Source organism: Collinsella sp. An7, assembly GCF_002159335.1.
In the GTDB taxonomy this organism is placed as follows: Bacteria; Actinomycetota; Coriobacteriia; order Coriobacteriales; family Coriobacteriaceae; genus Coprousia.
Window position 1 is genome coordinate 94,080 of record NZ_NFHP01000002.1, and the last position, 25,042, is coordinate 119,121.

Sequence of the window (25,042 nt, forward strand, 5' to 3'; positions counted from 1 at the left end):
GTCGCAACACCTCGCGGCTGGACGAGCGCCCCGTTGCCAGGCCCCGCAACAGGCCGCGCGGCGCGTCGCAGCACCCCGCGGCTGGGCGGGCGTCCCGTACAACGTCCCGCAGCAGCGCCGCCCCCTAGTCGTGGTATTCGCCGCGGTCCCACTTCTCCAAGAACTCGTCAAAGAAGTGCGGGTCGGCCTGGGCTACTGGGTCGGCCTGATTGATGGCGTCGAGCTTGGCCACAAAGGCGTCGTGCTCGGGCGTGGGCTCGTAGCTTGCCTTGAGGAAGGCGAGCATGATGTCGGCCATGAGGAACTCGCCGGTGATCTTGCCGCCGAAGCCCACCACGTTGGCGCCCAGGCAGCGGCGGGCGTAGAGCGCGCTCGTCATGTCGCGCACCAGGGCGCAGCGCGCGCCCGGCACCTTGTTGACGGAGTTGGTGATGCCGATGCCCGTGCCGCAGAGCACCACGCCGGCGTCGGCCCGACCGCTCGCCACGGCCTCGCCCACCGCCTTGCCAAAGATCGGGTAGTGGGTGCGGGTGTGGCTGTAGGTGCCCACGTCGAGCACCTCGTAGCCCGCCTCCTCGAGGCGGTCGTGCAGATAGGTCTTCTCATCGGTCACGATGTGGTCGCAGCCTAAAGCGATAATCATGGTCGGTTCTCCTTACGCCATCTTGTTGAGCATGTCGACGCGGATCTGGTGACGCCCGCCGGCGTAGTCCGCCGCGAGGAATTCGCGCGCGATCTTTTTGGCAACCTCGGTGCCCACGACGTTCGGACCCATGCAGATCATGCGGGCGTTGTTGTGTTCGCGCGTCATGTAGGCGCTGCGCTCGTCGGAGATGTTGGCCGCGACCATACCCTTTACGCGCGTGGCGGCCATGTAGCTCCCCACGCCGTACCCATCAAAGGCAAAGCCGAGCGAGTCCTCATGCTCAAGCAGATCGTGCGCCACGGCAAGCGCCGAGTCGATGCAGTCGGCCGCCGGGACCTCGGCATAGTCGACCACCTCATACCCGTCGGCGATGAGCGCCTGTTTGACGGTCTCTTTGAGGGGCATGCCCTCGGTGTCGGATGAGATAACGACTCTCATGCGTCCTCCTTATTGGAAACGTTCGATATTGTTTATTTCTAGTTTATTAGAACACAATTAAACAATGTATTCAACATATACAAACATATTACTGAATAATACGTATGAATTTGTTTGATATTGTGCTTTTAGGCGAAGCAGTGGTTTGGCGAGGAGCGCCCCGATGCACCATCTGTCCGTGCGCTGTCTGCGCTAGGCGCGCTGCCCATGGAGGGCGCGGCGATCGATGTGCGGCCAAGCAGCCAAAAGCGCGCTCACGCCAGAGGCAGCGTCTCTAGCACCCGCGTGGCACGAGACGCTGCGGACGCTGCCGGTTTTACACGATGACCTCGCAGTACTCCTCTACCCGGGCGCGCGCCTCGGGAGCGATGCCGGGGTCGCACACGAGCCCATCGAGCTTGATAAGGTGGTAGAAGGTGTAGAAGTCACGGCGGCCGAGCTTGCTCGCATCGGTTACGAGGTAGCGCGCGTCAGCCTTGTCAAACGCCAGCTCCTGAAAGCGCCCCTCCTCGGCGTTGGAGGTGCTCACCTCGCCGGCGGCAATACCGTTGGCCCCGATGAAGGCGATATCGAGCCCCAGCTTGGCGATGGCATCCTCGGCGAGCGGCCCCACAAAGGCGGCGGTACGGGGGCGGTACGTGCCGCCGATAAGGCAAAGCTCCAGGTTGGGACGCGCCTCCAAGAGGTTGAAGATCGCGAGGGAATTGGTCACGATGCGCAGGTGGCACGCCGGCAGAAGCGGCACCATCTGCTCAACCGTGGTGCCCGCCCCCAAAAAGACCGTGGTGTCGGCCTCGATGAGCGCAACGGCGCGCTCGGCCGCAGCACGCTTCTCGGCGACGTTGCGGCTGCGCTTCTCGGCGTGGCTGTACTCGCGGCGAAGCATCGACGGCCGGCGACCGGCCATGCTCCGGGCGCCACCGTGCACGCGCACGAGCTCCCCCGCACCCGACATCTCCTCGAGGTCGCGGCGGACCGTCATCTCGGAGACCCCAAGCTCGGAGGCGATCTCGCGCACCGAGACCGAGCCGCGCTCGTCCACGAGCCCCTTGATGCTCTGCTGCCGCTCTGCCTTGATCATGCCGGGCCCCTTGTCTTGCCGCGTCTGCCGGAGCCCCATTGTACCCCGCGGCCACAAACCATCGCGCCTCGGTAGCATCGAGGACGTGGGGCGGTAACGCGCGGAGGGCGGGAGCGGACCACGCAGGTGCAGCCCGGACCTCCCCGACCTCGCACCCCGCACCACTGTGCATATCGCAAATTGGTCGATAGTTTACGCACACCCCGCGCACCGCTAGCCCCATAATGAAACAGTACGGACACCGCCCGAACACCAAGGGAGGCTCGATGATCGCAATCGATCGCTTTGGCCGCACGCCTGACGGGCAGGAGGCGCACGTCTTCACGCTCACCTCGCCCGACTGCGGCGTTGAGGTGCGCCTGTCGGACTTTGGCGCGACGGTGCTCGGCATCACCTGCCCCGACCATACCGGCGAGCCGGCCGACATCGTGCTCGGCTTTGGCGAGCTCGCGGGCTACGCCGGCGTCAACGCCGCCTGCTACGGCGGAACGATCGGCCCCGTGGCCAACCGCACGGAGGGCGCCTCGGTTGAGGTTGCCGGCGAGGTCTGGCACCTCGAGCCCAACGAGGGCGAGAACAACCTCCACACCAGTCTCGGCCACGGCTTCCACAAGCGCCTGTGGAGTGCCACGGTGGACGAGGCGGCAAACGCCGTTACCTTTAGCTGCATGCTCGCCCACGGCGAGCTCGGCCTCCCTGGCGAGCGCACCGCCACCGTGCGCTACGAGCTGACGGGTTCCACGCTCACGCTCACCCAGCGCTGCGAGACCGACCGCCCCACGTTTGCGAACATGACCAACCACACCTACTTCAACCTTGCCGGGCACGGCTCCGGCACCGTCGAAGACCAGATGGTGACCATCGAGGCGGCGAGCTACCTGCCCATCCGCGAGGACTCCGTTACCACCGGGGCGGTCGAGCCGGTAACCGGCACGCCCTTCGACCTGCGCTATGGCAAGCGGCTCGGCGAGGGCCTCGGCTCAGAGGACGAGCAGATCCGCCTCGGGCGCGGCTACGACCACTGCTTCTGCGTGGACGGCTTTGAGCCCGGTGCGGCGCCCCGGCGCGCACTCGCGGCCGAGGACTCCGCAAGCGGGCGCGCCCTCGAGGTTTTTATCACCCAGCCCGGCATCCAGCTTTACACCGGCAACTGGCTCGACGACGAGCCCGTTAAGGACGGCGGTGCCTACGGCCCGCGTGCTGGCTTTGCCGTGGAGCCCGAGTACTACCCCAACGGCATGCACCACGCAGACTGGCCGCAGCCCATCTGCACACCCGAGCACCCCTACGAAGAGACCATCGTCTACCGCTTTGGCACCACCGAGACCCTCGGCGCGCAGGAGGCGCACGTCGAGGGGTAAGCCGCGCTGACGGCTCTGGCGGTGCCGACCCGGCAATCAAGACCCAGCGGCCGGCTCCGCGCGCCGGCTCACCGCCCGTCCCCCGCCGCGCCCGATCGGCCAACCCCGACCTACCGCGGCGCTCCACTCGTCCATCAACCGCCCCGCACGGGGCCGTCGAAAGGAAGTACCGTCCATGTCCGACTTTACGCAAGCCCCTGAGTTCGCGCGCGCCCGCGCCCTCTTTGAGGAAGAGTTTGGCACGCCCGCGCCCGACACCAAGCTCGTTGCGGTCTACGCCCCCGGCCGGTCCGAGATCGCCGGCAACCACACCGACCACGAGGGCGGCCACGTAATCGCCGGCGCCGTGGACGTGGCGGTCTTTGGCGTGGCGGCCGCCAACGGCACCGACCAGATCCGCGTGGCCGACGAGGGCTACCCGAGCTTTGGCATCACGCTCGACAACCTCGATCCCGTTGAGGAGGAGAAGGTCTCCTCGGCCAGCCTCGTGCGCGGCATGGCGCGCGCCCTCGCCGACACGGGCCGCACCCCCGTCGGCTTTGACTTTGCCTTCGTCTGCACCGTGCCCTCAGGCGGCGGCCTCTCCAGCTCGGCAGCCGTCGAGGCGGCGTACGGCCGCGCCATGGAGCTTCTCTGGCCCGGGCGCGCCATCGCCCCGGTCGAGCTCGCGCAGATGAGCCAGATGGCCGAGAACCGCTACTTTGGCAAGCCCTGCGGCCTCATGGACCAGCTCGCCGTATGCATGGGCGGCCTCGCCTTTATGGACTTCCGCGAGAGCGAGCCCGCCACGGCCAAGCTCGACTTTGACTTCGATGCCGCGGGTTATGCGCTCTGCCTCGTGGACGTGGGCTGCGACCACGCGCCCTTTACCGACGACTACGCCGCCGTGCCCGTGGAGATGCAGCAGGTCGCGCGCGAGTTTGGCGTCGAGCGCCTCTGCGAGGTCGACCCCGCCGCCTTTAACGCGCGTATCCCCGAGCTCCGCGAGAAGCTGGGTGATCGCGCCGTGCTGCGCGCCATCCACTACTGGTACGAGAACGACCTTGTGGACGAGCGCTGGGACGCCCTCAACGCCGGCAACGTGGACGAGTTCCTCGCCCTCACCCGCGCCTCGGGTGCAAGCTCGGGTATGTTCCTCCAGAACGTCTCCACGGGCGGCTCCTTCCAGCCCGCGATGCTCGCCCTCGGCCTGGCCGAGCGGCTGCTCGGCGGCAAGGGCGCCATCCGCATCCACGGTGGCGGCTTTGGCGGCTCCATCCAGTGCTTCGTGCCGATCGACATGGTAGACGACTTCGCGCGCCAGATGGACGCTTGGCTGAGCGAGGGCGCGTGCCGCCACTACCACATCTCCGAGGAGGGGGCGACCGCCGCATGGCTGTAACCGCAGACACCTGGGGTGCCGCCGCCTCGGCGCTCGTCGACTACGCCGTGAGCGCGGGCATGATCGAGCCCGCCGACCGCGTGTGGGCCTACAACACCGTGCTCGACCAGATCGGGGCCGAGGGTCCCGCGCCCGCCGAGGGCTGGGCGCTCGGCGAGGCCGTCGCGCCGGCGGACTTTGACCTCGACGCCACGCTCGCGGTGCTCGCCGAGGCCTCTGCCCAAAACGGGCGCGTCGAGGACACCTCGACCGGCCACGACCGCGCCGCGATGCGCGTGATGGGCGCGCTCCTGCCGCGCCCCTCCGTCATCGCCGCGCGCTTTGACGAGCTGGCGGACGAGGCCGGCCCCAAGGCGGCGACCGACTGGTTCTATCGCCTCTGCTGCGACGCCGGCTACGTGCGGCGCAGCGCCATCGCGCGCAACATCGGCTGGACCACGCCTACCCGCTGGGGCGAGCTCCAGATCACCATCAACCTCTCCAAGCCCGAAAAGGACCCGCGCGACATCGCCGCGGCCGGCGCCGCCAAGAACACCGGCGAGAAGTACCCCGCCTGCCAACTGTGCATTGAGAACGAGGGCTACTCGGGCCGTGGCGCGGCGAGCCCTTCGGGCGACCACCCTGCACGCCAGAACCTGCGCATCGTGCCCATCGAGCTCGGCGGCGAGCGCTGGGGCTTCCAGTACAGCCCGTACGCCTACTTTAACGAGCACTGCATCGCCATGAGCGCGCGCCATCGCCCGATGCACGTCGACCGTGCGAGCCTTACCTGCCTCTTTGACTTTGTGGACACGCTCCCCCACTACTTCATTGGGTCCAATGCCGACCTGCCCATCGTGGGCGGCTCCATCCTCTCGCACGACCACTTCCAGGGCGGCGCGCACGTCTTCCCCATGATGCACGCCGAGGTTGCCGAGAGCTTTACCATCCCCGGGTTTGAGGACATCGAGGGCGTGGTGCTCACCTGGCCCCTCTCGGTGCTCCGCCTGCGCGGGGCCGACCGGGAGCGTCTACTCGACGCCTGCGTGCACGTCATCGACGCATGGCGCGACTGGACCGATGAGAAGGTCGACGTCATCGCCCGCACGCCGGACGGCACGCCCCACAACACGGTGACGCCGGTCATCCGCCGCGTGGATACCGAGGGCCGCGTGGGCGGCGAGCGGTATGAGGCGTACCTCGCGCTGCGCTGCAACATCACCAGCGAGGAGCATCCCCTGGGGGTCTTCCACCCGCACGCGGAGTACCACCACATCAAGAAGGAGAACATCGGGCTCATCGAGGTCATGGGCCTCGCGATCCTGCCCGCGCGCCTCAAGGATGAGCTCGCGGTGACGGGCGCGCACCTCAAGGCCGCCGCGGATGCCGGGCAGTCCCCCATCGATGTTCTTGCCACGCTGGAGTCCGACCCGGCGTGCTCCTCCCACGCCACGTGGGCGAGCGGCATCTACGCGCATCGCAGCGACGAGATCGCCGCGGGCGATGTGGACGCGATCCTGCGCGAGGAGGTCGGCGCCGTCTTTGGCCACGTGCTCGAGGACGCCGGCGTCTTTAAGTGGGACGAGGCGGGTCGCGCCGCACAGCAGCGCTTCATCGACGCGCTGTAACCTGTCGCAAGTCTGCGCAAGTCTGAGCATCGCACGTACACAAGCGGGGCCGAGGGCAACCACCCTCGGCCCCGCTGTTGTTTGACAGCCTGCGGTAACCGTGAAGGACAACGCTGCGGTTGCCGCACTTTTTCACCTAAGGCCCACCTAGAACCGCCTTAGGTGACGATCTGCGACAACGGCGAAAACGCTTGTTCATGGTTGCCGCACTTTGTTAGCTAAGGGCGGCTTGAAGCCCTCTTATATAACAAAACGCGGCAACGGCAGCAGGCCAGCTCACGGCTGCCGTAGATTGTCACCTAAGGGCGCCCTCGGGGCTAAACGGGGAACCAGAAGCAAGCCACCGCAGCGCCCGCTCCCGCCCCGCGCGAAAAAAAACGAGCCGGAGGCGGCTGCCCCCGGCTCGCTTGGCGTGCGAACTTGTACCGACCGGCTACGCGGTAACGGAAACGCCGCCCACGTAGGTGTCCGCAAGCGTCATATCGGCGTTGAAGATGGTGAGGTCGGCCGCGCGACCGGGCTTGATGTAGCCAAAGCGGTCGTCCACGCGCACGGAGCGCGCCGCGACCTCGGTGCCCATGCGGATGGCCTGCTCGGCCGTCACAATCTGCCAGTCGACCATGTTCTTGACCCCGCGTGCGAGGGTGAGCACCGAGCCGGCGATGTTGCCGGTGGCGCCGTCCTCGCCCTTGAGGTAGCACAGGCCGTCCTTCATGACGACGGCCATACCGCCCGAGACGTACTCGCCCTCGGGCATGCCGCCGCAGATGAGGCAGTCGGTGATGAGCACGCAGTGCTGCCAGCCCTTGGCGTCCACGAGTGCCTTGATGGCGCCCGGCACCACGTGCTTGCCGTCGCAGATGATCTCGGCATAGGTCTCGGGGGTGGTCATGGCGGCGCCCGTCACGCCCGGGTCGCGGTGATGCAGGCCACGCTGGCCGTTGTAGGTGTGCACAAAGCAGCTCGCGCCGGCGTTGACGGCGGCGAGCGCCTCGTCGTAGTGCGCGTCGGAGTGGCCGATTGCGGTTACCACACCGCGCTGGTCGAGAGCGGCGATGTAGTCGCAGGCACCGTCTTTCTCGGCTGCCAGCGCGCTCTTGACGATGCGGCCGCCCGCCTTCTCTTGCCAGCCATCGAAGATCTCAACGTCCGGGTCGATGAGAAAGGCCGGGTTCTGGGCGCCCACGTGCGCCGTGGTAAAGAAGGGGCCCTCGAGGAAGATGCCGGCGATGCGCGCACCGCGGAAGTCGTCGTCGCGGCGCTCGTCGGCCTCTGCGATGGCGGCACAGGCGCGGGCGATGTCGTCGACTGACTCGGTAAAGGTCGTGGGCACCCAGGCCGTCGTGCCCGACTGGGCGAGCGCAATGCTCGAGTCGTCGATGGCGTCGGGGTCGCAGTCGGTGGTCGCGTGGTTGTGGAAACCGTGAATGTGCGTGTCCACGAGGCCCGGGCCCACGATGCAGCCCGTATAGTCGCGGATCTCGCACGCGGGCTCCTCGGCACTCCACATGCCAAAGACGCCGTCCTTGATGGTGAGGTAGCCGCCCTGCATGGTCGCCCCCGGCAGGACGAAGCGGTCGGCCTTGATCGCAAAGGTACTCATCGTTACGCGCTCTCCTTACTCTTGCGGCGCCGCTTGCGGCGCGCGCCGAACTAACACCCTGCCTGCAAGATACCCCGCCGCGCCCTGCGCCACAGCGGGAATTTGGGGACGAGCCCGTTTTTGCCACCCGACGACCCTGTGACAATGGGGACAGGTTCGTTTGCCACGTGACAAAATAACCTGTCCCCCTTGTCACGAAATGGGTCAAACGGAACACGTCCCCAACTGACCCATCAACACGTGCGGCCACCGACGATTGAGGGACAAGATCGGGTGCCACGGGAGGCCGCTCAGGTGCGCTATCCCAACGGGTGGATCGTCACGCCCTTCACCACGCGGTTCACGGTACCGGTGGGGCTCGGGGTGTCGGGGGTGTTGCCCACGCGCACCGAGTTCAGGAGCGACACGGTCTGGCCCACCATGATAAACGGCAGGGCGAGGTAGCCCTCAGGCAGCGCCTCGTAGCCGCTGAAGGTGAAGGCCTCGTGCTCAAAGGCGGGCTCAACGTCCTGCTGGATGGCGATGGTCTTCTGGGCGATGCCGTCGCCGTCGATTTCGTTCAGGATGTCGAGGTCGTACTGGCGCGTGTAGGGGTCGTTGTTCACAAAGACAAAGACGAGGGTCTTGTCGTCAACGAAGCTCTTGGGTCCATGGCGATAGCCCATGCAGCTGTCCCACGAGGTGGCCACGAGGCCGTGCGCGAGCTCGAGGATCTTGAGCTGGGCCTCCTGGGCAAGGCCAGTAAAGGAGCCGGAGCCCAAGTAGGTCACGCGGTTAAAGTCGCCGGCAAGGTAGCTCGCAATCTCGTCCTCGCGGGCGATGACCTCGCGACCCATCTTGGCGATCTCGTCGACCCAAGCTTTCTTCTGCTCGTCAGAGGCGGTGTCAAAGATGAGCGTAGCGAGCAGCGTCATGCAGCTAAAGCTGCCGGTCATAGCAAAGCCCTTGTCGTTCGCGCGCGGGATGAGGAGCGTCAGCGCATCCGGGTCGTCGGCGCTCTCGACGGCGAGACGCCCTTCAGGCGCGCAGGTGATGTTGAGGAACTTGACGTTCTTGACAACCTGCTTGGCGATCTGAACCGCAGCGAGGCTCTCGGGGCTGTTGCCGGAGCGGGCGAACGACACCACGATCGTGGGGTCGGCCGGACGCAGGTAGTCGTAGGGCGCCGAGACGATATCGGTCGTGGCGATCGGCTTGAAGTCGTAGGTGTCGGTGTCGCCGGCGCGGCGGAGGTAGCTCGCGCAGGTGTCGCCCACGTAATCGGAGGTGCCGGCGCCGGTAAAGACCACCACGGTGCGCCCCTCGCCCATGGCGTTGGCCTCGGCAAGGAAGGTCTCGATCTCTGCCTTGTGGTCGGCGTAGATCTGGAAGGTGTCCTCCCACAGATCGGGCTGCTGGGCGATCTCGGCGGTGGTGATATCGGCACCCATCGCCTTGAGCTCGTCGGTCGACTTCTCGAACATGCTCGTTCCTTTCTGGTTACTCTGGGCCGGGCCTCCCTGCACCATGCCGGAGGCCGGCTGCGGGCTACTCCCCGCGATGGTGATAGACCTTGTACTTAAACTGGTCGCCGCGCGCCACGGAGAGCGTGTACTCAACGACCTCGTTGTTGACGTTGTAGGTGGTGCGCACCAAGTCGAGCACCGGCGCGTTCTCGGCGATGCCGAGCAGCCGCGCATCTGCCGGCCGGGCGATGCTCGCGTAGAACTCCTCCTCCGCCACGCGGATCTCCTCGTGGAAGTCCTGCTCGATGATGTCGTAGAGGGGTTTCTGCTCGAGAAGCGGGCGGCGGAGCGACAAGAACTTGCGCACCGGCAGGTACGAGCGCTCAACCATCATGGGCATGCCGTCGGCGGAGCGCAGGCGCTTGAGCTTAAAGAGCCGGTCCCCAGGCCGCATACGCATGCACTCGGCGATCTTGGGATCGGCGTCCTGCTCGGCAAACTCCAGGATGGTGGTCTCGGGCGTGCGCCCAAGCTCGCGCATCTGCTCGGTAAAGCTGTAGGAGGAGAGGAGGTTGGTGGTGCGGGCGGAGCGGTCGGCCACGAACGTGCCGCGGCCGTGCTGGCGCACGACGAGCCCCAGGCGCTCGAGCTCCTGGAGCGCAAGGCGCACCGTGGTACGCGAGAGCCCATAGCGCTCCGAAAGCTCGCGCTCGGAGGGCATGAGGTCTCCCGGACGGTACTCGTATTCGATTTTCTGTGACAGGATGTCTACGAGCTGGTCGTAGAGCGGCTGTCGCTTTGCCCGCATGGCCATGGAGTCCTCTTCCGCCATGCGCCGTGCCGCGGGGAGCGTCTGGCCGGCACGCTCCCCGCCACAGCGCCCTGCTTGCTACATCTCGTCGTCTTCGTCGTCGTCAGCGGCAGCGGCGCCGAGCGTCATGGTGGTGACACCGTCCTTGCCCACTTGGACGGCCTTCTCCACGAGCTCACCCAGGGTCGGGTCGCCAAAGCTGCGGGTCATGATGAGCTCGACGAGCATGGGCAGGTTGGTGCCGGCCACGACGGCCATGTTGTCCACATCGGCCGAGACGAGCATCGACTGGTTGAAGGGGGTACCACCGAGGAGGTCCACAAACACGAGCACGCCTTCGCACTCGCCCGCCATCTTGGTGATCACGGCGCGGAGCGTGTCGGCGTACTCGCCGGCCTTGTCGCCCTCAAAGGGAACGATCTCGAAGGCGGGCTGCTCGCCGGCAACCATGTCGATGGCGCTCTTGAGACCGTTGGAGAAGTGGCCGTGGCCAGTCAGGATGAATCCGATCATGGGTTGGTACCTCCTTTGTGCAAACCCCACTCCTTCTTGGGGTTAAGACCAAATGGAACGGGCGGGCGTGCCCGGGAATAGTCAAACTTGGGCGCGCGCCGTTGCACCGCGCCGCATCGCACGGAAGGCGTGGGAGCAACTTGCGCAGACACGCGTATGCGCGGCACCGCCGGGGCGGGTCCGCGCCTGGGCCGTTTAGGCCTCGTTGGGTTGCACCTCGCGCTCGCGGCGCCTGAGCTCATTGAGCTCTGCGCGGTAGTGGCGGGCGCGCTCGCGGTTGCCGGCGTTGGCGTACTGCTTTGCCAGCAGGTAGTAGAGCTTCCCCTTGAGCTGCTGGTTGGCACGGGGCAGCATGGCTTCCATCTTGTCGATCATGTCGCAGCGCTTGCCAAAGACGATCTCGTAGGTGAGCTGGCAATCGGCAATAACCGCCTTGTCGGCCCCCTTCGTCTCCTTGAGCTCGGCCAAGAGCTCCTTGGCGCGCTTCTTGTTGCCGTTCTCGGCAAAGTAGTTAAAGGCGATGGGCAGAATCTGAGCCTGCCGCTTGGCGGAGTTGCGCATACGAACGAGCAGCTCGATCATGCGCTCCGCCAGCTCGCGGTCCCCGCGCGCATCGTGCACGAGGAAGCGGTAGTAGTGCTGTTTAAACGTGGTGAGTAGGATGCGCGGCAGAAACTTATTGAGCTCATCGAGACATTCGTCAAAGAGACCGGCGTTGTAGAACGCCTGGATCTTGGCGTCGTAATAGCGCTTAAGGCCCTCGCTGCCCACGAAGTACACGACGACCACGATGATGAACGCTACGACCTCTGGTCTCACGATGAACCTTTCCGCGTATGGTATCTGCTCGCTCGGGCCTGCGCCCGAATGTGAAAAACGGGCGCGCACCTCGGGAGAATGGGAGGGAACCGCAGCGTTCCGACCGTGAGATGCGCGCCCGCCCGTACGGTCGCCGAGCGACGGGGATGCCCGGAGCGTGCCCGGGCATCCCGGAGGGGGACCTTACCCTTAGCCCTTGACGGCGAGGCCGAGGCCACCGAGGACGATGCCGATGACCAGGATGATGAGAATCGCCTTGGTCGAGGTCATGCCCTTCTTGCCGAGGAGCCAGTACACGAAGCCAACGAGGGCCGCGGGCACGAGCTTGGGGCAGATGGTGTTCAGGATGTCCTGAACGTCGACGGTAACGCCGCCGATGTCGGGGACGATGTTGAGCACGACGCCCACGTTGGTGGAGATCAGCGCGCCGACCATGAAGACGCCCATGACGGTGGCGGCGTCGGTGATGGAGTTGAGCCGGTCGCTCATCGTGGTGACGAGCTTCATGCCCTGATCGTAGGCGATGTAGGTCTGCTTGCAGCGGAACCAGTCGACCACGATGTTAACGGCGATCCAGATGAAGATGCCGAGCGGGTTGCCCTGCATGGCCATGTTGGCCGCGAGGGCGCCGAAAATCGTCGGCAGCAGCGAGCCGAAGATCGAGTCGCCGATGGAGGCGAGCGGGCCCATCAGGCCGGTCTTGAGGGAGGCGACCGTCTCCATGCCGTCGAGACCGTCGGTCTCCTCGATGGCGAGGTCGATACCGGTGATGATGGTGTTGAGGAAGTTCGAGGTGTTGAAGAACGGCGAGCACTGGGTGCGGCAGGCGGTCTTCAGGGCCTCGGTGCCATCCCCGTAGATCTTACGGAGCTGGGGCAGGATGATCCACAGATAACCGGAGTGCTGCATGCGCTCGTAGTTCCAGCCAGCCTGGAAGCCAGCGAGGTTACGGCGGTTAATCTGCTGGAAGTCAGCCTTGGTGAGCTTGTAGCCGGTGGTCTTAGAGCTCATCGTCGTCATCTCCCTCCACGCCAGCAGAGACAGCCGCAACGGGAGCGTTCTGATGCTGCTGATAGTAGATGTAGGCCAGAGCGAAGCCGATGAGAGCGACCGTCAGCATGGACAGGCTCTTGAAGTTGCCACCGGTGATGGTGGTCTCCGTGGCACCGGCGATGGTCGCCACGTCGCCACCGATGGTCACGATGCTCGTGAAGGCGGTGCCAAGGAGGGCGGCGATCACGAAGCCGAGGATCAGGTAGGCGATGTGCTTCTTAACGGGCAGGTAGCGGAGCAGGATGGCGAAGCCCACGGCCGGAAGCATAGCGCCGGCGAGGGTCAGGCCGTTGCCCAGCCACGCGAAGTCGCCGTTGAGGGCCGCGGTGATGGCCTCGACGAGCGGCTGGCCGAATGCGAGGGCCAGGAACACGGGGACCATACGGGAGAGGCACCAGGAGACGGCACCCATCCAGTAATGGAAGTTGTAGGCGTTCCAGTTCATCTTCTCGATATCGGCGTCGCAGGCGTGACCCCAGAAGGTGTTGGCCATACGACCGAGGATGTCGGTGTAGACGAGGATGGCGGCCACCGGCACGCCGAGGGCGGCGAGCGCCTGCTCGGGGTCCATGCCGGAGCTCACGGCAAACGCCGTGGCGATCAGGGTACCGGAGTTGGCGTCGATACGGGACGCGCCACCGAAGGTGCCCACACCCAGGATGGTGAGCTGCATGCTACCACCGATGAAGAGACCCGTTGCCATGTCGCCCATGATGAGGCCGGTGATGAAACCGGAGAACACGGCGGAACCCGCGCTGGAGTACCAGCCGAGCTCGTCCATGATCTGGAAGCCTGCATATGCCGTGAGCAAAATGATTTGCCACCAAGCAATCATGGTTTTCCTCCTTCTTTCCTTCGAACGTAAACGTACATTCCCTACGTTATGTCAAGCCGTGCATCTCCCCTCACGGCTCAGCACCAAGTTTGGGTGGTCGGATGCACTCCCCCAGCGGGACTAGAGGGAGAAGTCGACCGGGTTATCCTGCGGGGTGAGCTGGATGACCATGGGGATGCCCATCTCCTTGAGCTCGGTGAGGGCGTCGACGTCATCCTGGCCGCAGTTGAGGTTACGGCTGTAGCTCTTGACAATATCCATCGAGGTGATGTTGCCCAGAATGATCTGGTCGAACTTCACGCCGGCCTTGGCCAGCTTGACATAGGTCTCGGGCTTCTTGACCACGATGAATAGGCGCTGCGCGTCGTACTTGCCGGCGGTGATGTTGGCCGCGGCCTTCTCGACGGGAAGAACCGAGAGCTTGCAGGTGGCGGGGGTGGCCATGCGAAGGACCTGCTTCTGGGTGGCGTCCTCGGCGATCTGGTCGTCAACGACCATAAAGCGGCTCACCTGACGGGCGTTGGCCCAAAGGTTGCCCACCTGGCCATGAATCAGACGGAAGTCAACTCGTGCTCCAACGATCATGTCACTCAACTCCTTCGGTCTCAAGGTGACGGATGAGGGGCTCGGCACACAGGGAGATGGTGTCCGCCGTGCGGCCCTCGGTTTCGAACAGAACGAGCTCGTTTGCGCCGGCGCGCGTGAGGCCATGCGGGACGTAGAGCGTCATGATGGGACCGATCTCCCAGTAGCGCCCCACGTTAACCCCGTTGACGAACGCGACACCCTTGCCAAAGCCCGTGGTGTCGATAAAGGTATCTGCCGGCTCGTCGAGCGTGAACTCGAAGCGGGTGAACGAGGGCGTGCCCTCGCGCCAGCCGGCGGTATAGTCAACGCCCGAGATGTCCTCGAGCGGGAGGGGATACATGTCCCACCCGGTTGCAAAGTGCAGGTCGACGCACACACCGGTGCGGATGCCCTTGCGCTGGGTGTCGGCCAAGAACTTGTGGCCGTAGTTCACGCGGCCCATGTTCTCGGTGAGGATGTCGAGGCGGCTCTCGGCCGCAGGCAGCGGCGTGCGGATGTCCTCGCCGATGTGCTCCTGGTACTGCGTGGCCACGAGCTCGCCCTCAACAAAGACCTGCGCGCGGTCGCGCCCGTCGATGACGCGAATGCGCTCCTCGGTGCCCTCGGCCACGTCGCGCTCGATGCTCGTGCGGTAAAGGGTGTAGCCATAAGACTGGCCAAGGTCCTCCATGGAGCAGGGGTAGAGCGCGTGCACAGGGGCGCTCAGGTTCTCGAGGTTCTCGAAGAGCCCCGCGCGGCCGGTCAGGCGGATGCGGTCGGCGGGCACGGTAACGGCCTGCTTGATGAGCGGCTCGGCCTGCTCCGCTTCGGGGAAGAGCTCGCGCACTACGTCGCGCAGGCGGTACCACTTCTCGGTGGGGTTGCCCTCCTCGTTGAGGACGGCGTCGTAGTCGTAGCTCGTGACCTGGTGCAGGTCGTGGGTATGGCGGGCCGAGCAGCCGTTCATAAAGCCAAAGTTCGTGCCGCCGTGGAACATGTAGAGGTTGATGCTGCCGCCGAGCTCGAGGAGCTCGCGGACGCATGCGGCGAGGTCGTCGGCATCGCGGGTGATGACGTTCTCGCCCCAGCGATTAAACCAGCCGTCCCAGAACTCCATGCACATGAGGGGCCAGTTCTTACCGTGCTCCTCGTGGAAGGCCTTGAGGTTCTTGAAGTTCTCGGCGGCGCGGCTGCCAAAGTTGCCGGTGACAAAGACATCGTCGTCGATGAGCGTGCCCGCGCGGAGGCACCCGCGCCACGGACCGTCGGAGGTGCACAGCGGCACATCGACGCCGCGGTCGGTCATGAGCGCGCGGATGGCGCGGAGGTACTCCTTGTCCTCGCCGTATGAGCCGTACTCGTTCTCGACCTGCATCATGATGATGTTGCCGCCGCGCGTGATCTGGCGCTCGGTGAGGATGGGCATGAGCTCGTCGTAGTAGGCAGCGACGCGCTCAAGGAAGCGCGGATCGCGCGAACGCGGGCGCATGTCGCGGTCGGCCAGGAGCCACGCGGGCAGACCGCCCCACTCCCACTCGGCGCAGATGAACGGGCTCGGGCGGACGATCGCCCAGAGGCCGAGCTCGGCCGCCTCGTCGAGGAAGCGCGCGAGGTCGAGCGCACCGGCAAAGTCAAAGCTGCCGCGCTCAGGCTCGTGCAAGTTCCAGGGAACATAGGTCTCGACCGTATTGAAGCCGAGGGCCTTCAGGTTGTAGAGGGAATGGTGCCAATCGGTGGGGTGAACGCGGAAGTAGTGAATGGAGCCGGACAGGATCGTGAACGGCGCTCCGTCGAGCAGAAACCGGTCGCTGATCTCAAACGTGTGCATGCTCCTCCTTGCTCGATCCTTCCCCTGGGGTCGACGCCCACGGCGGTGCCGAGGGGGTTGGACCCGATGCTTGCTATCATACACACTTTCCGAATAGTTATCGAAGAATTGTGAAGCAAACGCCGAACGGTATGATTTGCCCCGCGAGCGGTAGCAAACAATTCCGCAGGTAAAGTGGTGTCTGATTTGAGAACCACCGTCGAGGTGACTGTTTACCAAGTGTTTAACTGGTAGTAACAACCCCAACTGTTAGACCACTGGTATTGACGCGTGAACAGCATTCGTCACTAGGGGGTCAAAATGGGCGCGGAGCGGTAGGTGCGCGCGACTGCGGGACGGCACTGGGCACCCGCCAGGGCGGCTGTGGCCAGCCGCGGGACCCCTCTCGTCCCTACCTGACCCCCACACAGCCGGATAGTTAGGTACCCGGCCATTACCTGAGCGGCAAATCGTGCCCGATTTGGCCCATGATTTGCCGCTGGTGTAATGGCCGGGTACCTAACTATCCGGTTCAGATGAACCCGAGCGGGGGCGTTTTACCCCACTCCGCTGCATAACGCGATGGACGCCATGCCGCGCTTTGCGCCGGGGACCGATAGCGCCGCAGCAACATACGTCGAGCATTTTCTTGTGGGCATCTTGCGCCGCGCGGCATTTCCACGTAATATAGTCACTCGTTGGTGCGGCTCTCGCGCCATCCATAAGGACGCCAGCATAGCTCAGTTGGTAGAGCACCGCTCTCGTAAAGCGGGGGTCATCGGTTCGAGTCCGATTGCTGGCTCCATGATTTTTCGACGCCTCCTAGCTAGGAGGCGTTTTTGGTATGAGCCCCTCTCATGGATTCGAACCGATGAGGTCGCGGAGCTAGGCAAAGCGCATGAGCGTCTTTGCCAGCGCAGCGCGCGAGGCGGGAAGCGCCGAAGCGACCCTGCACAGCCACGCGCGGCACCGTACGGCGCAGTGCGCCGAAGGGTGCATTCGCGGGTTCACGGCTGGGCCTTTTGCCAAGGCGCTCCGTGCGTTTCTCGCGGCAATGAACCCGCAGATGCGCTACAGGGCGGTTTCCCCGCGAGCGGGCGCGTTGCGCGCGAAAACGCACGCCCCCTACCTGCGCTCCCCTCACGGGTTCATTTGCGGGTTCATCGCCGGGTTCACTGACGGGCCTTTTGCACGGCGCGGTCGGCCGGGGCGCACTTGATCGAGACGCGGCCGGCGGCACGCAGGCAAACGGCCGACGCGCGCCCGGGGATCCACACGACGCCCCGGGGAAGGGCCGGCTTCTCACCTCCACGAGAGCTCTGAACGGGTCAGCTGGGGGCGTTTTCGCTCTAACCCATTTTTAGGCTCTCGCGCCCCGGACAGCCGCGGCGGGCGCCTACGGCCTCAGGCCGCGCCGGGGCAGCGCCGCTGCGCCCTCCCCGCCTTCGAACCCGATGCCCCGCTGTTCGCCTTCTTCACCTTCGGGCCCATCCACCCAACCGTGCGTCCGGCCCGGCGCGTCCGCGTCGCGCCCTCCGCGCCATGCACCCGCCTATCGCTGCGTCCGATTCCTTCTAGCAGAATGAATCGGTCAAAAACGGAGCCCATTCTGTCCGATTCGTTCTAATAGAACGAACGAGACAGAAGAGATCAGACATGACGGGGTCAACAGGCATGACGGGGTCAAGATAGAAGGAGTCGGACGTAGCGGGGACCAGGCACAAGGGATCACGCAGGGCGAAGCGCCCCGAAACGCTATGACCAGCGCCTACCCCAGCACGCAGGTGAGCGCCGCCGCGAGTGCGTCAACATCCGCTCGCTTGCAGATGAGCGGCGGAAGGAAGCGCAACGTGTGCGCACCGGTTGCGTTGGCGACGATGCCCTCCTCAAGCAGGCGCGACACCACATCGTGTGCATCGCCCGCGGCCTCGTCGAGGTCGGCGCCGCGCATCAGGCCCGCCCCGCGCACCTCCGTTACGTGCGGCACCTCGGCAAGACGCTCGGCCAAGTACTCCCCCACCTCGGCGGCATGCGAGGCATAGTCGCCACGGACGAGCTCCGAGAGAGTCGCCCATGCTGCCGCCACCTCGAGGCTGCTGCCGCCAAAGGTGGAGCCATGGTCGCCCGGACGGAACGCAGACGCGATCTCGGACCGCGCGGTAAAGGCACCCATGGTCATACCGCCGGCGATGCCCTTGGCGAGGCTCATGATGTCGGGCGTCACACCGAGCAGCTGCACCGCGAACGGCTTGCCACTGCGGAAGATACCGGCCTGCACCTCGTCCGAGATGAGCACGCCGCCCACACCGTGCACGAGCTCGGCCGCCGCCTCGGCAAACTCAGGCGTGAGCGGATGCACGCCGCTCTCGCCCTGGATGGGCTCAAAGAGCACCGCGCAGATCTCGCTCCCCAGGCGCTCGAAGATGGCCCGCAGCTCGTCTACATCGTTGGGCGTGCACGCCACAAAGCCGCCCGGCAGCGGACGGAAGCTCTCCTGCAGCCAATCCTGCATGGTGGCCGCGATGGTCTCGAGCGTTCGCCCATGAAAACCGCCCTTGAGGCACACAATCGTGTTGCCGCCGTTGCCCTGGCGCTGAGCGTAAAGGCGCGCGAGCTTCATGGCGCCCTCGTTGGCCTCGGCGCCCGAGTTGGCAAAGAACGTCTGCCACACCTGCTCGCCCTCCGCAGGGGCGGTCGCAGCGGCGAGCGCCTCGGAGTCGCCCGCGTCCACGGCGTCCACGATCGCCCGGGCGCCGGCAAGGTCATCGTTGGCGAGCTTGGAGAGGAGTGCCGCCACCTCGCCGCGATGCTCGGCATAGAAGTAGTTGGAGACGGTGAGGAGCTTCTGCGCCTGCTCGGAAATGGCCTGTGTCAGCACCGGGTTTGCGTGGCCGAGCGCGCACACGCCGATGCCGCCTAGAAAGTCGAGGTAGCTGCGGCCCTCGCTATCGACGAGGGTCATCCCCGAGCCGCTCGCAAACTCCACGGGCATCCGTCCGTAGGTGGGCATTACGTAGGTGCCCTCCAATACGCGCTCCTGTTCAAAGGACATGTCGTTCGCCTTTCTCGTTCAATACCGCTACTCTGCTATCGCAATTGCCGCAGATTGTCTCCTACGGTGGCCAGCGAAGGCCCTCAGGTAACAAAAATGCGGCAATGCCGTTATCCCGTTTACGCCGCTGCCGCAGATTGTCACCTAGGGCCCGTTTTTTAACCTCGTAGGTGACAATCTGCGGCAACGGCGGTCTGCCCACTGGGAACGGGCCGCCCCGCGCCCAGGCCGTCCGGCTCGTACCGCACGGGCCACGTTGCCCCGCGCCCAGCGCACGCCGCCGCTACGCCACCGGTTCCTCGCCCGCGCCGTCGATGTTCTCGGCAAGGCGCGAGGCAAAGGTCCCGAGCGGGTGCGGCTCGCGGTCGAGCTCGTAGGCAACCCGGGTGGAGTGAATCACCGTGCCCAGGCCCGCGTCGGTCAGAAGCTCGAGCAGAAGCGCGTGCGGAGTCGTACCGTTGATGATGTGCGCGCGGAAGACCCCGCCCTTGAGCGCGGTCACGCACGACTGCAGCTTGGGAATCATGCCCTTGGCGATGTCGCCGTGCTCAATCATCTCATCCGCCTCCTCGAGCGTGAGGTTGGAGATAAGCGAGGTCTTGTCAGAGAAGTCCTCGTAGAGGCCGTCGACGTCGGTGAGGAAGATCGCCTTGTGCGCGTGCACGGCAGCGGCCACGGCGCCCGCTGCCACGTCGGCGTTGATGTTATAGAAGCCGCCGTCCTCCCCCTGAGCCACCGTGGCCACCACGGGGATGTACTCGCCACGCATGAGGCTCTCGAGGTAGTCGGCGTTAACGCGCGAGATCTTTCCCACGCGCCCGAGCTCCGGGTCGAGCTGCTCGGCCACGATCGTGCCGGCGTCGGTGCCCGACACGCCCACGGCCACGTTGCCGTGCTGGTTGAGCGCCGCCACAAGCTCTTGGTTGACCTTGCCCACGAGCACCTCGCGCACGATCTCCATCACCTCGGGCGTGGTCACGCGCTGGCCGCCCTTAAACTCCACTGGCAGGTCGTAGTGACTGAGAGCCTCGTTGATGGCCGCACCGCCACCGTGCACGATCACGATGTTCACGCCGATGATCTTGAGCAGGAGGATGTCGGCCATCACGTCGCGCCGCAGCTGTTCGTCCACCATGGCCGCGCCGCCGTACTTGATGACGATGGTCTTGCCCGTGAGGTTCTTGATCCAGGGCAGCGCCTCAAAGAGGAGCTGCGCCGTCTGCTCGTTGGAGATGGGCGAGCGCCGATCGCGTGCGTACTTCATATAGAACTCTCCCGTGGGAACGAAGGGACTACCCGGCAGGGCGTCTTCTTGAAACATGCTGACCTCCTGGTGATCACAACGGGGCGGGCGAGCCCGCGGTTCGGAGCGGCACCGGCAGGGCGCCACCGGGGACTGCCGCCGCAGGGGCGGCGACCCCGCTGCGGTCTACGTACGGTAGTCGCCGTTGATGGAGACGTAGTCGTGCGTGAGGTCGCAGGTCCACACGGTCGCCTCGCCCTCGCCTGCGCCGAGGTCGGCCGCGATGATGATCTCGGGCGCCTCAAAGCGCTTGAGGGCCTCGTCCTCGTCAAAGGGCACCGTGAGGCCACCACGGCACACGGGAAGCCCCATGATATCGATCGCCACATCGGCCTGGTCAAAGCGGGCTCCGCACTTGCCGAGCGCCATGGCGATGCGCCCCCAGTTGCAGTCGTGCCCAGCGATAGCGGTCTTTACGAGCGGCGAGTTGGCGACGGCGCGGGCGGCAAGGTCGGCCTCCGCATCGTTGGCCGCACCGTCAACATGCACCGTCACGAGGCGCGAGGCACCCTCGCCGTCGGCCGCGATGGCGCGCGCGAGCGTCTCGCACACCACACCGATCGCGCGCTCGAGCTCCTCGTAGGCGAGCGTCCCCGGGGTGATGCCGGGAACCTCGCAGTCGGGCTCGGCCGCCACGGCGGAGCCGGAGGCGAGCATGAGGCACGTGTCGTTGGTGGAGGTGTCGGAGTCGACCGTCACCTTGTTGAAGGTCCGGTTGACGGCGCCCACCAGAAGCTCGTGCAGCACCTCGGGCGAGACGGGAGCGTCGGTGGTGAGACAGGCAATCATGGTGGCCATGTTGGGCATGATCATGCCCGAGCCCTTGCACATGCCGCCCACGGTAAAGGTCGCGCCCGCGTAGGCCTCGTCGGCCGTCTCGTAGGTGACGGCGTACTCCTTGGGATGCGTGTCGGTGGTCATGATGGCGCGCGCGGCGTCCGCCCCGCCCTTGCGAGAGAGCGCCTCGGCCGCCATGGGCACGCCCCGCTCAAAGGGGGCGATGTCGAGCAGCTGGCCAATCACGCCGGTGGAGGCCACGAGCACCTCGCCGGGCTCGCAGCCCATCACCTGCGAGACGATCTCGCAGGTCTCGCGGGCCGTGGCGATGCCCTCCTCGCCCGTGGCCGCGTTAGCGTTGCCCGAGTTGACGGCGATGGCCCGCACGCGCCCGTAACCAACGCCGCCGAGCTGCGCGCGGCTCACCGTGACGGGCGCTGCGCAAAAACGATTCTTGGTAAAGACGCCCGCGGCGGCAACCGGCCGGTCGGCCGCAACGAGGGCAAAGTCGAGCCGCTCGGGGTTCTTGCGAAAGCCCGCGTGCACGCCCGCCGCGGTAAAGCCCCGCGCACTTGTGACGCCGCCGTTGGGGATGCCCCTCAGACGCGTGTCGAAATCATCGATATCCATGCGTTCCCGTTCCCTAAACGTGGTTGACCGTGCCGTAGATGGTACCCCTCTCGCGGGGCGCGCAGACCCGTCGCCGCCGCAACGCCGCAACGTCGCGCCCGTGCGCTACACCGGAAGCGCCATGACGGGGAGACCCGCCGCTTCGGACAGGCCAAAGACGATGTTGGCGCACTGAACGGCCTGACCGGCCGCGCCCTTGCAGAGGTTATCGATAGCGCCCATGGCTACGAGCACGCCGGTGCGCGCATCGAGCGCAAGCCCCACCTGGCAGACGTTGCTCCCCGCAACCGAGGCCGTCTGCGGGCACGCGCCCGCGTCGAGCACGTGCACAAAGGGACGGCCGGCATAGAAGGCGCGGTAGCGCTCCACGAGCTCCTCGGCGGTGAGGTCTGCGGCGGCGGGCCCCAGGGGAAGCGTCACCGTAGAGAGTAGGCCGCGCTTGAGCGGCGCCAGGTGCGGCGTAAAGACCACGCGCCCCGGCAGATCGAGAATCTGCTCGATCTCGGGCGTGTGCCGGTGGCGGCAGACGTTGTACGCCTCGACGTTCTCCTCGGCATGGCAGAAGTGCGTGCGGGCGCTCGGGGTCTTGCCTGCGCCCGTTACGCCCGAGATCGCGTCCACCACAACGGGCGCACCGGGGGCCACGAGCCCTGCGCGAACCGCCGGCGCCGCAGCGAGCGAGGTTGCCGTGGGGTAGCACCCCGCGCAGGCCACGAGCACGGCGTCGCCCGCCGCATGGCGCGTGGCAAGGGCGGCAAGCTCGTCGGCGAAGAGCTCGGGGAGGCCGAAGGCGCGCTCGGCAAGGAGCTCCGGGGAGGTGTGGGGCACGCCGTACCATGTCTCGTAGACCGCCGGGTCGGAGAGGCGGTAATCGGCCGAGAGGTCGACGACCGTAACCCCCGCGGCAAGAAGCGAGGGCACCTGGGCGAGCGCCGCCGTGTGCGGCACCGCCAGAAAGACCACGTCGCAGCCTGCGAGCTCCGGCGCATCGTGGCCCGAGAAGACCAGGTCGCTCGCCCCGGTAAAGGCCGGATAGGTCGATGCGAGCGGGGTGCCCGCATCGGCGTTGGACGTGATGACCGTCAGCTCAAAGTCCGGGTGAGCCAGCAGCAGGCGGACAAGCTCCACCCCCGCGTAGCCGGCTGCGCCCACCACACCCGCCCGATATGCCATCGCGCTCAACTCCTTTGCATATTATTTGCCATTATTTGCAATATTCTGCATATTATGGCCCTGCTATGTAGTTCTCTGGAAGAATAGCACGATATGATGCGGTATGCCACCGCAGGATGCCCATTGCGCAACACGACACGAAGTCGCAACAGTTGGGGGCGGGAGCGACGAGGACGCGGGCTGCGAAACGGCCAATAGCCCGGCCGACACGCTGTGAGCCGCCGCCCACCATACACAAACGCCCGGTGATGGACCCACAGCTTGGGTCTATCGCCGGGCGCTCAGCGCGTCCCTGCAGGCAAGCGTGCCGCTAGATCAGGCCAAAGTGCGCGAGGCCCGCGGGCACGCCGTCGTCCGCGGCGGAGAGCGTCACGTAGTCGGCAACCTCCTTGACCTGCGGAAGGGCGTTGCCCATGGCCACAAAGGTCTCCACCGCGGGTGCCATGGAGAGGTCGTTTTCCGAATCGCCAAAGGCGAAGGTGCGCTCGCGGCCGTGGTTGAGAAAGCGCAGCGCCGCCTCGATACCCGTCCCCTTGTCGACCCCCTTGAGCGAGCACTCGTACACCCCGCCCTGCAGGTCGCAGATGGTAAAGTGCTCCTCAACAAACGCGCGGAGCGCCGCGTCCTCCAAAAACGCGGTGCCGTACACGCAGAACTTCTGGAAGCGGCACGGCTCCACGTAAGGCTCCACGTCGGCGACCGTCCGCGCAAGGACCGAGCGCCCGTTGTGGAGCTCAGCGCCCGAGGGCCGCAACTCGACGTTACGCACGTTGCTCTCAAAGGTGAGGTCGACGCCGGCGCGCACAAAGCGCTCCGCGACCTCGAGCACAAGCTCCGGGCTCAAATGCTCGTCGCGCACGACGGTATCCCCCACCTGCACGTAGGCACCCGCTGCGCCCACAACGCCCGTGGGCTCGAGCTCCCAGAGTGAGGGCATCACAAACGGCAGAGAGCGGCCCGTGCAGATAAAGGTGAGGTTGCCGCGCTCGCGCATCCGGCGGAAGGCGTCGTAGACCGCAGGCGTGGGCTTGATCTGCTCCGCGCTGTTGACGTCGGCCGTCTTTTGCTTCTCCATCTGCTTAAAGTCGCGCCACACGAGCGTGCCGTCCACATCAAAGAACGCCACGGCGCAGGTCGTTGCCGCATCAGTTGCTGCCGTTGCCTCCATCGGTCCCCTTTCGCGCATCGTCTTTTCCGGGGGACAGTGTACTCCAGCGCCGACCATCCCGCTTGGGGCGTGTCGCACGGGGACGGGTGCGAATTGCGGCTGCTGGCGGGGCAAGCCGCGAGGGCAGTCAGGATGCGTGTTCGATGCGCCCACGGGGCGTCGTGGGACATTGCGCCAACGTAGAGACGACCGCACGCGACCGGAGTGCCCGCTCATAGCGTGGAGCCGCTTGCCCGATGTTCGCTTTTGTGCCCGAGACATGCGACAATGCTGGCTCAGTATACACCGGTTAACAGGTAGCTCGCGCTCCGGCGATGGCCGCACAGCCGCACTGCTAAGCTGGCCGCACTCGTGCCAGAGCTTGGCAGCGTTCCAGCCAAGGCGCGCACCACCGTCCAACCGCGCCCCTACACCCCGTGCCCGATGTGCCGCCCCGTGACCGCGCGGCCGACGCCCCAAAGGAGGAACCGTGCCCAAACTCAAGACTGGAGACTGCGTGCTCATCGTACTCGCGCTCGTTGCCTGCCTTGTCGCGGCGGTGTGGTTTGGCGGGCAGGGCCTGGGGTTTTGGGGTGCCGACGGATCGGCGGACGACGCGGGCCTTATTGTTGTCGCCCAGTCGCGCAACGGCTTCTATCGGGCAGACCCGCTGAACTCCGACGTTACCTATACCGTCGAGGCTGCGGGGGACGCCTCGGCCGAGCACGGCTACAACACGGTACGCATTCACGACGGCGTAGCGGAGGTTGCCGAGGCGGACTGCTCCAACCAGATCTGCGTTGAGCACGACCCCATCAGCCAGCCCGGCGAGCAGATCGTCTGCCTTCCCCATGGCCTGGTGGTTGAGGTCGTGGCCGACGAGGAAGACGCCGCAGAGCTTGTATAGCGACGGGGCGGGACGGACAAACCAGCCGACCGTCCTCCACACCCCACCCTCCCTCGCGTCCCCGCGCCGCCACACCGCCTTCACCC

General features: G+C 65.9%; 21 protein-coding genes and 1 tRNA gene. 5 read left to right on the forward strand and 17 right to left on the reverse strand.

Going from position 1 to position 25,042, the window contains the following annotated elements; genetic code table 11:
- Positions 1-124: 124 nt before the first annotated feature.
- The 3 genes from lacB to B5G20_RS02580 all read right to left on the reverse strand — a co-directional run bounded on the left by lacB (position 125) and on the right by B5G20_RS02580 (position 2,165).
- Positions 125-643 (reverse strand): galactose-6-phosphate isomerase subunit LacB, encoded by a 519-nt coding sequence (gene lacB / locus B5G20_RS02570; protein WP_087354766.1) that lies wholly within the window; start codon positions 641-643, stop codon positions 125-127.
- Positions 644-655: 12 nt separating this feature from the next.
- A complete protein-coding gene (lacA, locus tag B5G20_RS02575; RefSeq protein WP_087354767.1) occupies positions 656-1,084 on the reverse strand; it encodes a galactose-6-phosphate isomerase subunit LacA in 429 nt (142 codons plus the stop codon).
- A gap of 316 nt (positions 1,085-1,400) precedes the next feature.
- Positions 1,401-2,165, reverse strand: a complete 765-nt coding sequence (locus B5G20_RS02580; RefSeq protein WP_087354769.1) for a DeoR/GlpR family DNA-binding transcription regulator — start codon at positions 2,163-2,165, stop codon at positions 1,401-1,403.
- 266 nt (positions 2,166-2,431) lie between these two features.
- Between B5G20_RS02580 and B5G20_RS02585 the strand changes: the two genes are divergently transcribed.
- From B5G20_RS02585 to B5G20_RS02595, 3 genes are all read left to right on the forward strand, one after another.
- Complete coding sequence (locus B5G20_RS02585) at positions 2,432-3,526, forward strand: aldose epimerase family protein (RefSeq protein WP_087354771.1); 1,095 nt, start codon at positions 2,432-2,434, stop codon at positions 3,524-3,526.
- 175 nt (positions 3,527-3,701) lie between these two features.
- Positions 3,702-4,907, forward strand: a complete 1,206-nt coding sequence (locus B5G20_RS02590; protein ID WP_087354773.1) for a galactokinase family protein — start codon at positions 3,702-3,704, stop codon at positions 4,905-4,907.
- A complete protein-coding gene (locus B5G20_RS02595; protein ID WP_087354775.1) occupies positions 4,898-6,514 on the forward strand; it encodes a UDP-glucose--hexose-1-phosphate uridylyltransferase in 1,617 nt (538 codons plus the stop codon). The genes B5G20_RS02590 and B5G20_RS02595 overlap by 10 nt, the downstream gene beginning before the upstream one ends.
- 433 nt (positions 6,515-6,947) lie before the next feature.
- Here the strand turns inward: B5G20_RS02595 and nagA are convergent, their stop codons facing one another.
- The 9 genes from nagA to B5G20_RS02640 all read right to left on the reverse strand — a co-directional run bounded on the left by nagA (position 6,948) and on the right by B5G20_RS02640 (position 15,988).
- Positions 6,948-8,117 (reverse strand): N-acetylglucosamine-6-phosphate deacetylase, encoded by a 1,170-nt coding sequence (gene nagA, locus B5G20_RS02600; protein WP_087354777.1) that lies wholly within the window; start codon positions 8,115-8,117, stop codon positions 6,948-6,950.
- 299 nt (positions 8,118-8,416) lie between these two features.
- Positions 8,417-9,580 carry an SIS domain-containing protein gene (locus tag B5G20_RS02605; protein WP_087354779.1) on the reverse strand — a complete coding sequence of 388 codons (1,164 nt, stop codon included), beginning with the start codon at positions 9,578-9,580 and terminating at the stop codon, positions 8,417-8,419.
- A 64-nt stretch (positions 9,581-9,644) separates the two neighbouring features.
- Positions 9,645-10,376, reverse strand: coding sequence for a GntR family transcriptional regulator (locus B5G20_RS02610; RefSeq protein ID WP_087354780.1), 732 nt, complete (start codon positions 10,374-10,376; stop codon positions 9,645-9,647).
- 75 nt (positions 10,377-10,451) lie between these two features.
- Complete coding sequence (locus B5G20_RS02615; RefSeq protein WP_087354782.1) at positions 10,452-10,886, reverse strand: PTS sugar transporter subunit IIA; 435 nt, start codon at positions 10,884-10,886, stop codon at positions 10,452-10,454.
- A gap of 195 nt (positions 10,887-11,081) precedes the next feature.
- The gene (locus tag B5G20_RS02620; RefSeq protein ID WP_087354784.1) at positions 11,082-11,705 is read right to left on the reverse strand and encodes a hypothetical protein; all 624 of its coding nucleotides are present in this window, start codon (positions 11,703-11,705) and stop codon (positions 11,082-11,084) included.
- A 189-nt stretch (positions 11,706-11,894) separates the two neighbouring features.
- Positions 11,895-12,725, reverse strand: coding sequence for a PTS system mannose/fructose/sorbose family transporter subunit IID (locus B5G20_RS02625; protein ID WP_087354786.1), 831 nt, complete (start codon positions 12,723-12,725; stop codon positions 11,895-11,897).
- Positions 12,706-13,593 carry a PTS sugar transporter subunit IIC gene (locus B5G20_RS02630; RefSeq protein WP_087354788.1) on the reverse strand — a complete coding sequence of 296 codons (888 nt, stop codon included), beginning with the start codon at positions 13,591-13,593 and terminating at the stop codon, positions 12,706-12,708. Before B5G20_RS02630 ends, B5G20_RS02625 begins: the two co-directional genes overlap by 20 nt.
- 120 nt (positions 13,594-13,713) lie before the next feature.
- Positions 13,714-14,178, reverse strand: coding sequence for a PTS sugar transporter subunit IIB (locus B5G20_RS02635; protein WP_087354790.1), 465 nt, complete (start codon positions 14,176-14,178; stop codon positions 13,714-13,716).
- Between the two features lies 1 nt (position 14,179).
- Positions 14,180-15,988: a beta-galactosidase family protein gene (locus B5G20_RS02640; protein ID WP_087354792.1), complete on the reverse strand. Its 1,809-nt coding sequence runs from the start codon at positions 15,986-15,988 to the stop codon at positions 14,180-14,182.
- A gap of 708 nt (positions 15,989-16,696) precedes the next feature.
- On the opposite strand from B5G20_RS02640, the gene B5G20_RS02645 reads away from it, so the two are divergent.
- Positions 16,697-16,772 (forward strand) — tRNA-Thr (locus B5G20_RS02645).
- A 963-nt stretch (positions 16,773-17,735) separates the two neighbouring features.
- Here the strand turns inward: B5G20_RS02645 and B5G20_RS02655 are convergent.
- The 5 genes from B5G20_RS02655 to B5G20_RS10285 all read right to left on the reverse strand — a co-directional run bounded on the left by B5G20_RS02655 (position 17,736) and on the right by B5G20_RS10285 (position 24,070).
- Complete coding sequence (locus B5G20_RS02655) at positions 17,736-19,019, reverse strand: aminotransferase class III-fold pyridoxal phosphate-dependent enzyme (RefSeq protein WP_087354796.1); 1,284 nt, start codon at positions 19,017-19,019, stop codon at positions 17,736-17,738.
- Between the two features lie 283 nt (positions 19,020-19,302).
- Positions 19,303-20,340, reverse strand: a complete 1,038-nt coding sequence (gene argB / locus B5G20_RS02660; protein WP_239286839.1) for an acetylglutamate kinase — start codon at positions 20,338-20,340, stop codon at positions 19,303-19,305.
- A 108-nt stretch (positions 20,341-20,448) separates the two neighbouring features.
- Positions 20,449-21,729: a bifunctional glutamate N-acetyltransferase/amino-acid acetyltransferase ArgJ gene (argJ, locus tag B5G20_RS02665; protein WP_087354798.1), complete on the reverse strand. Its 1,281-nt coding sequence runs from the start codon at positions 21,727-21,729 to the stop codon at positions 20,449-20,451.
- 105 nt (positions 21,730-21,834) lie between these two features.
- Positions 21,835-22,902: an N-acetyl-gamma-glutamyl-phosphate reductase gene (argC, locus tag B5G20_RS02670; protein WP_087354800.1), complete on the reverse strand. Its 1,068-nt coding sequence runs from the start codon at positions 22,900-22,902 to the stop codon at positions 21,835-21,837.
- A 310-nt stretch (positions 22,903-23,212) separates the two neighbouring features.
- Positions 23,213-24,070 carry an HAD family hydrolase gene (locus B5G20_RS10285; protein ID WP_158094371.1) on the reverse strand — a complete coding sequence of 286 codons (858 nt, stop codon included), beginning with the start codon at positions 24,068-24,070 and terminating at the stop codon, positions 23,213-23,215.
- Positions 24,071-24,539: 469 nt separating this feature from the next.
- On the opposite strand from B5G20_RS10285, the gene B5G20_RS02680 reads away from it, so the two are divergent.
- The gene (locus tag B5G20_RS02680) at positions 24,540-24,956 is read left to right on the forward strand and encodes a NusG domain II-containing protein (protein ID WP_239286840.1); all 417 of its coding nucleotides are present in this window, start codon (positions 24,540-24,542) and stop codon (positions 24,954-24,956) included.
- The last annotated feature ends 86 nt before the right edge of the window (positions 24,957-25,042 follow it).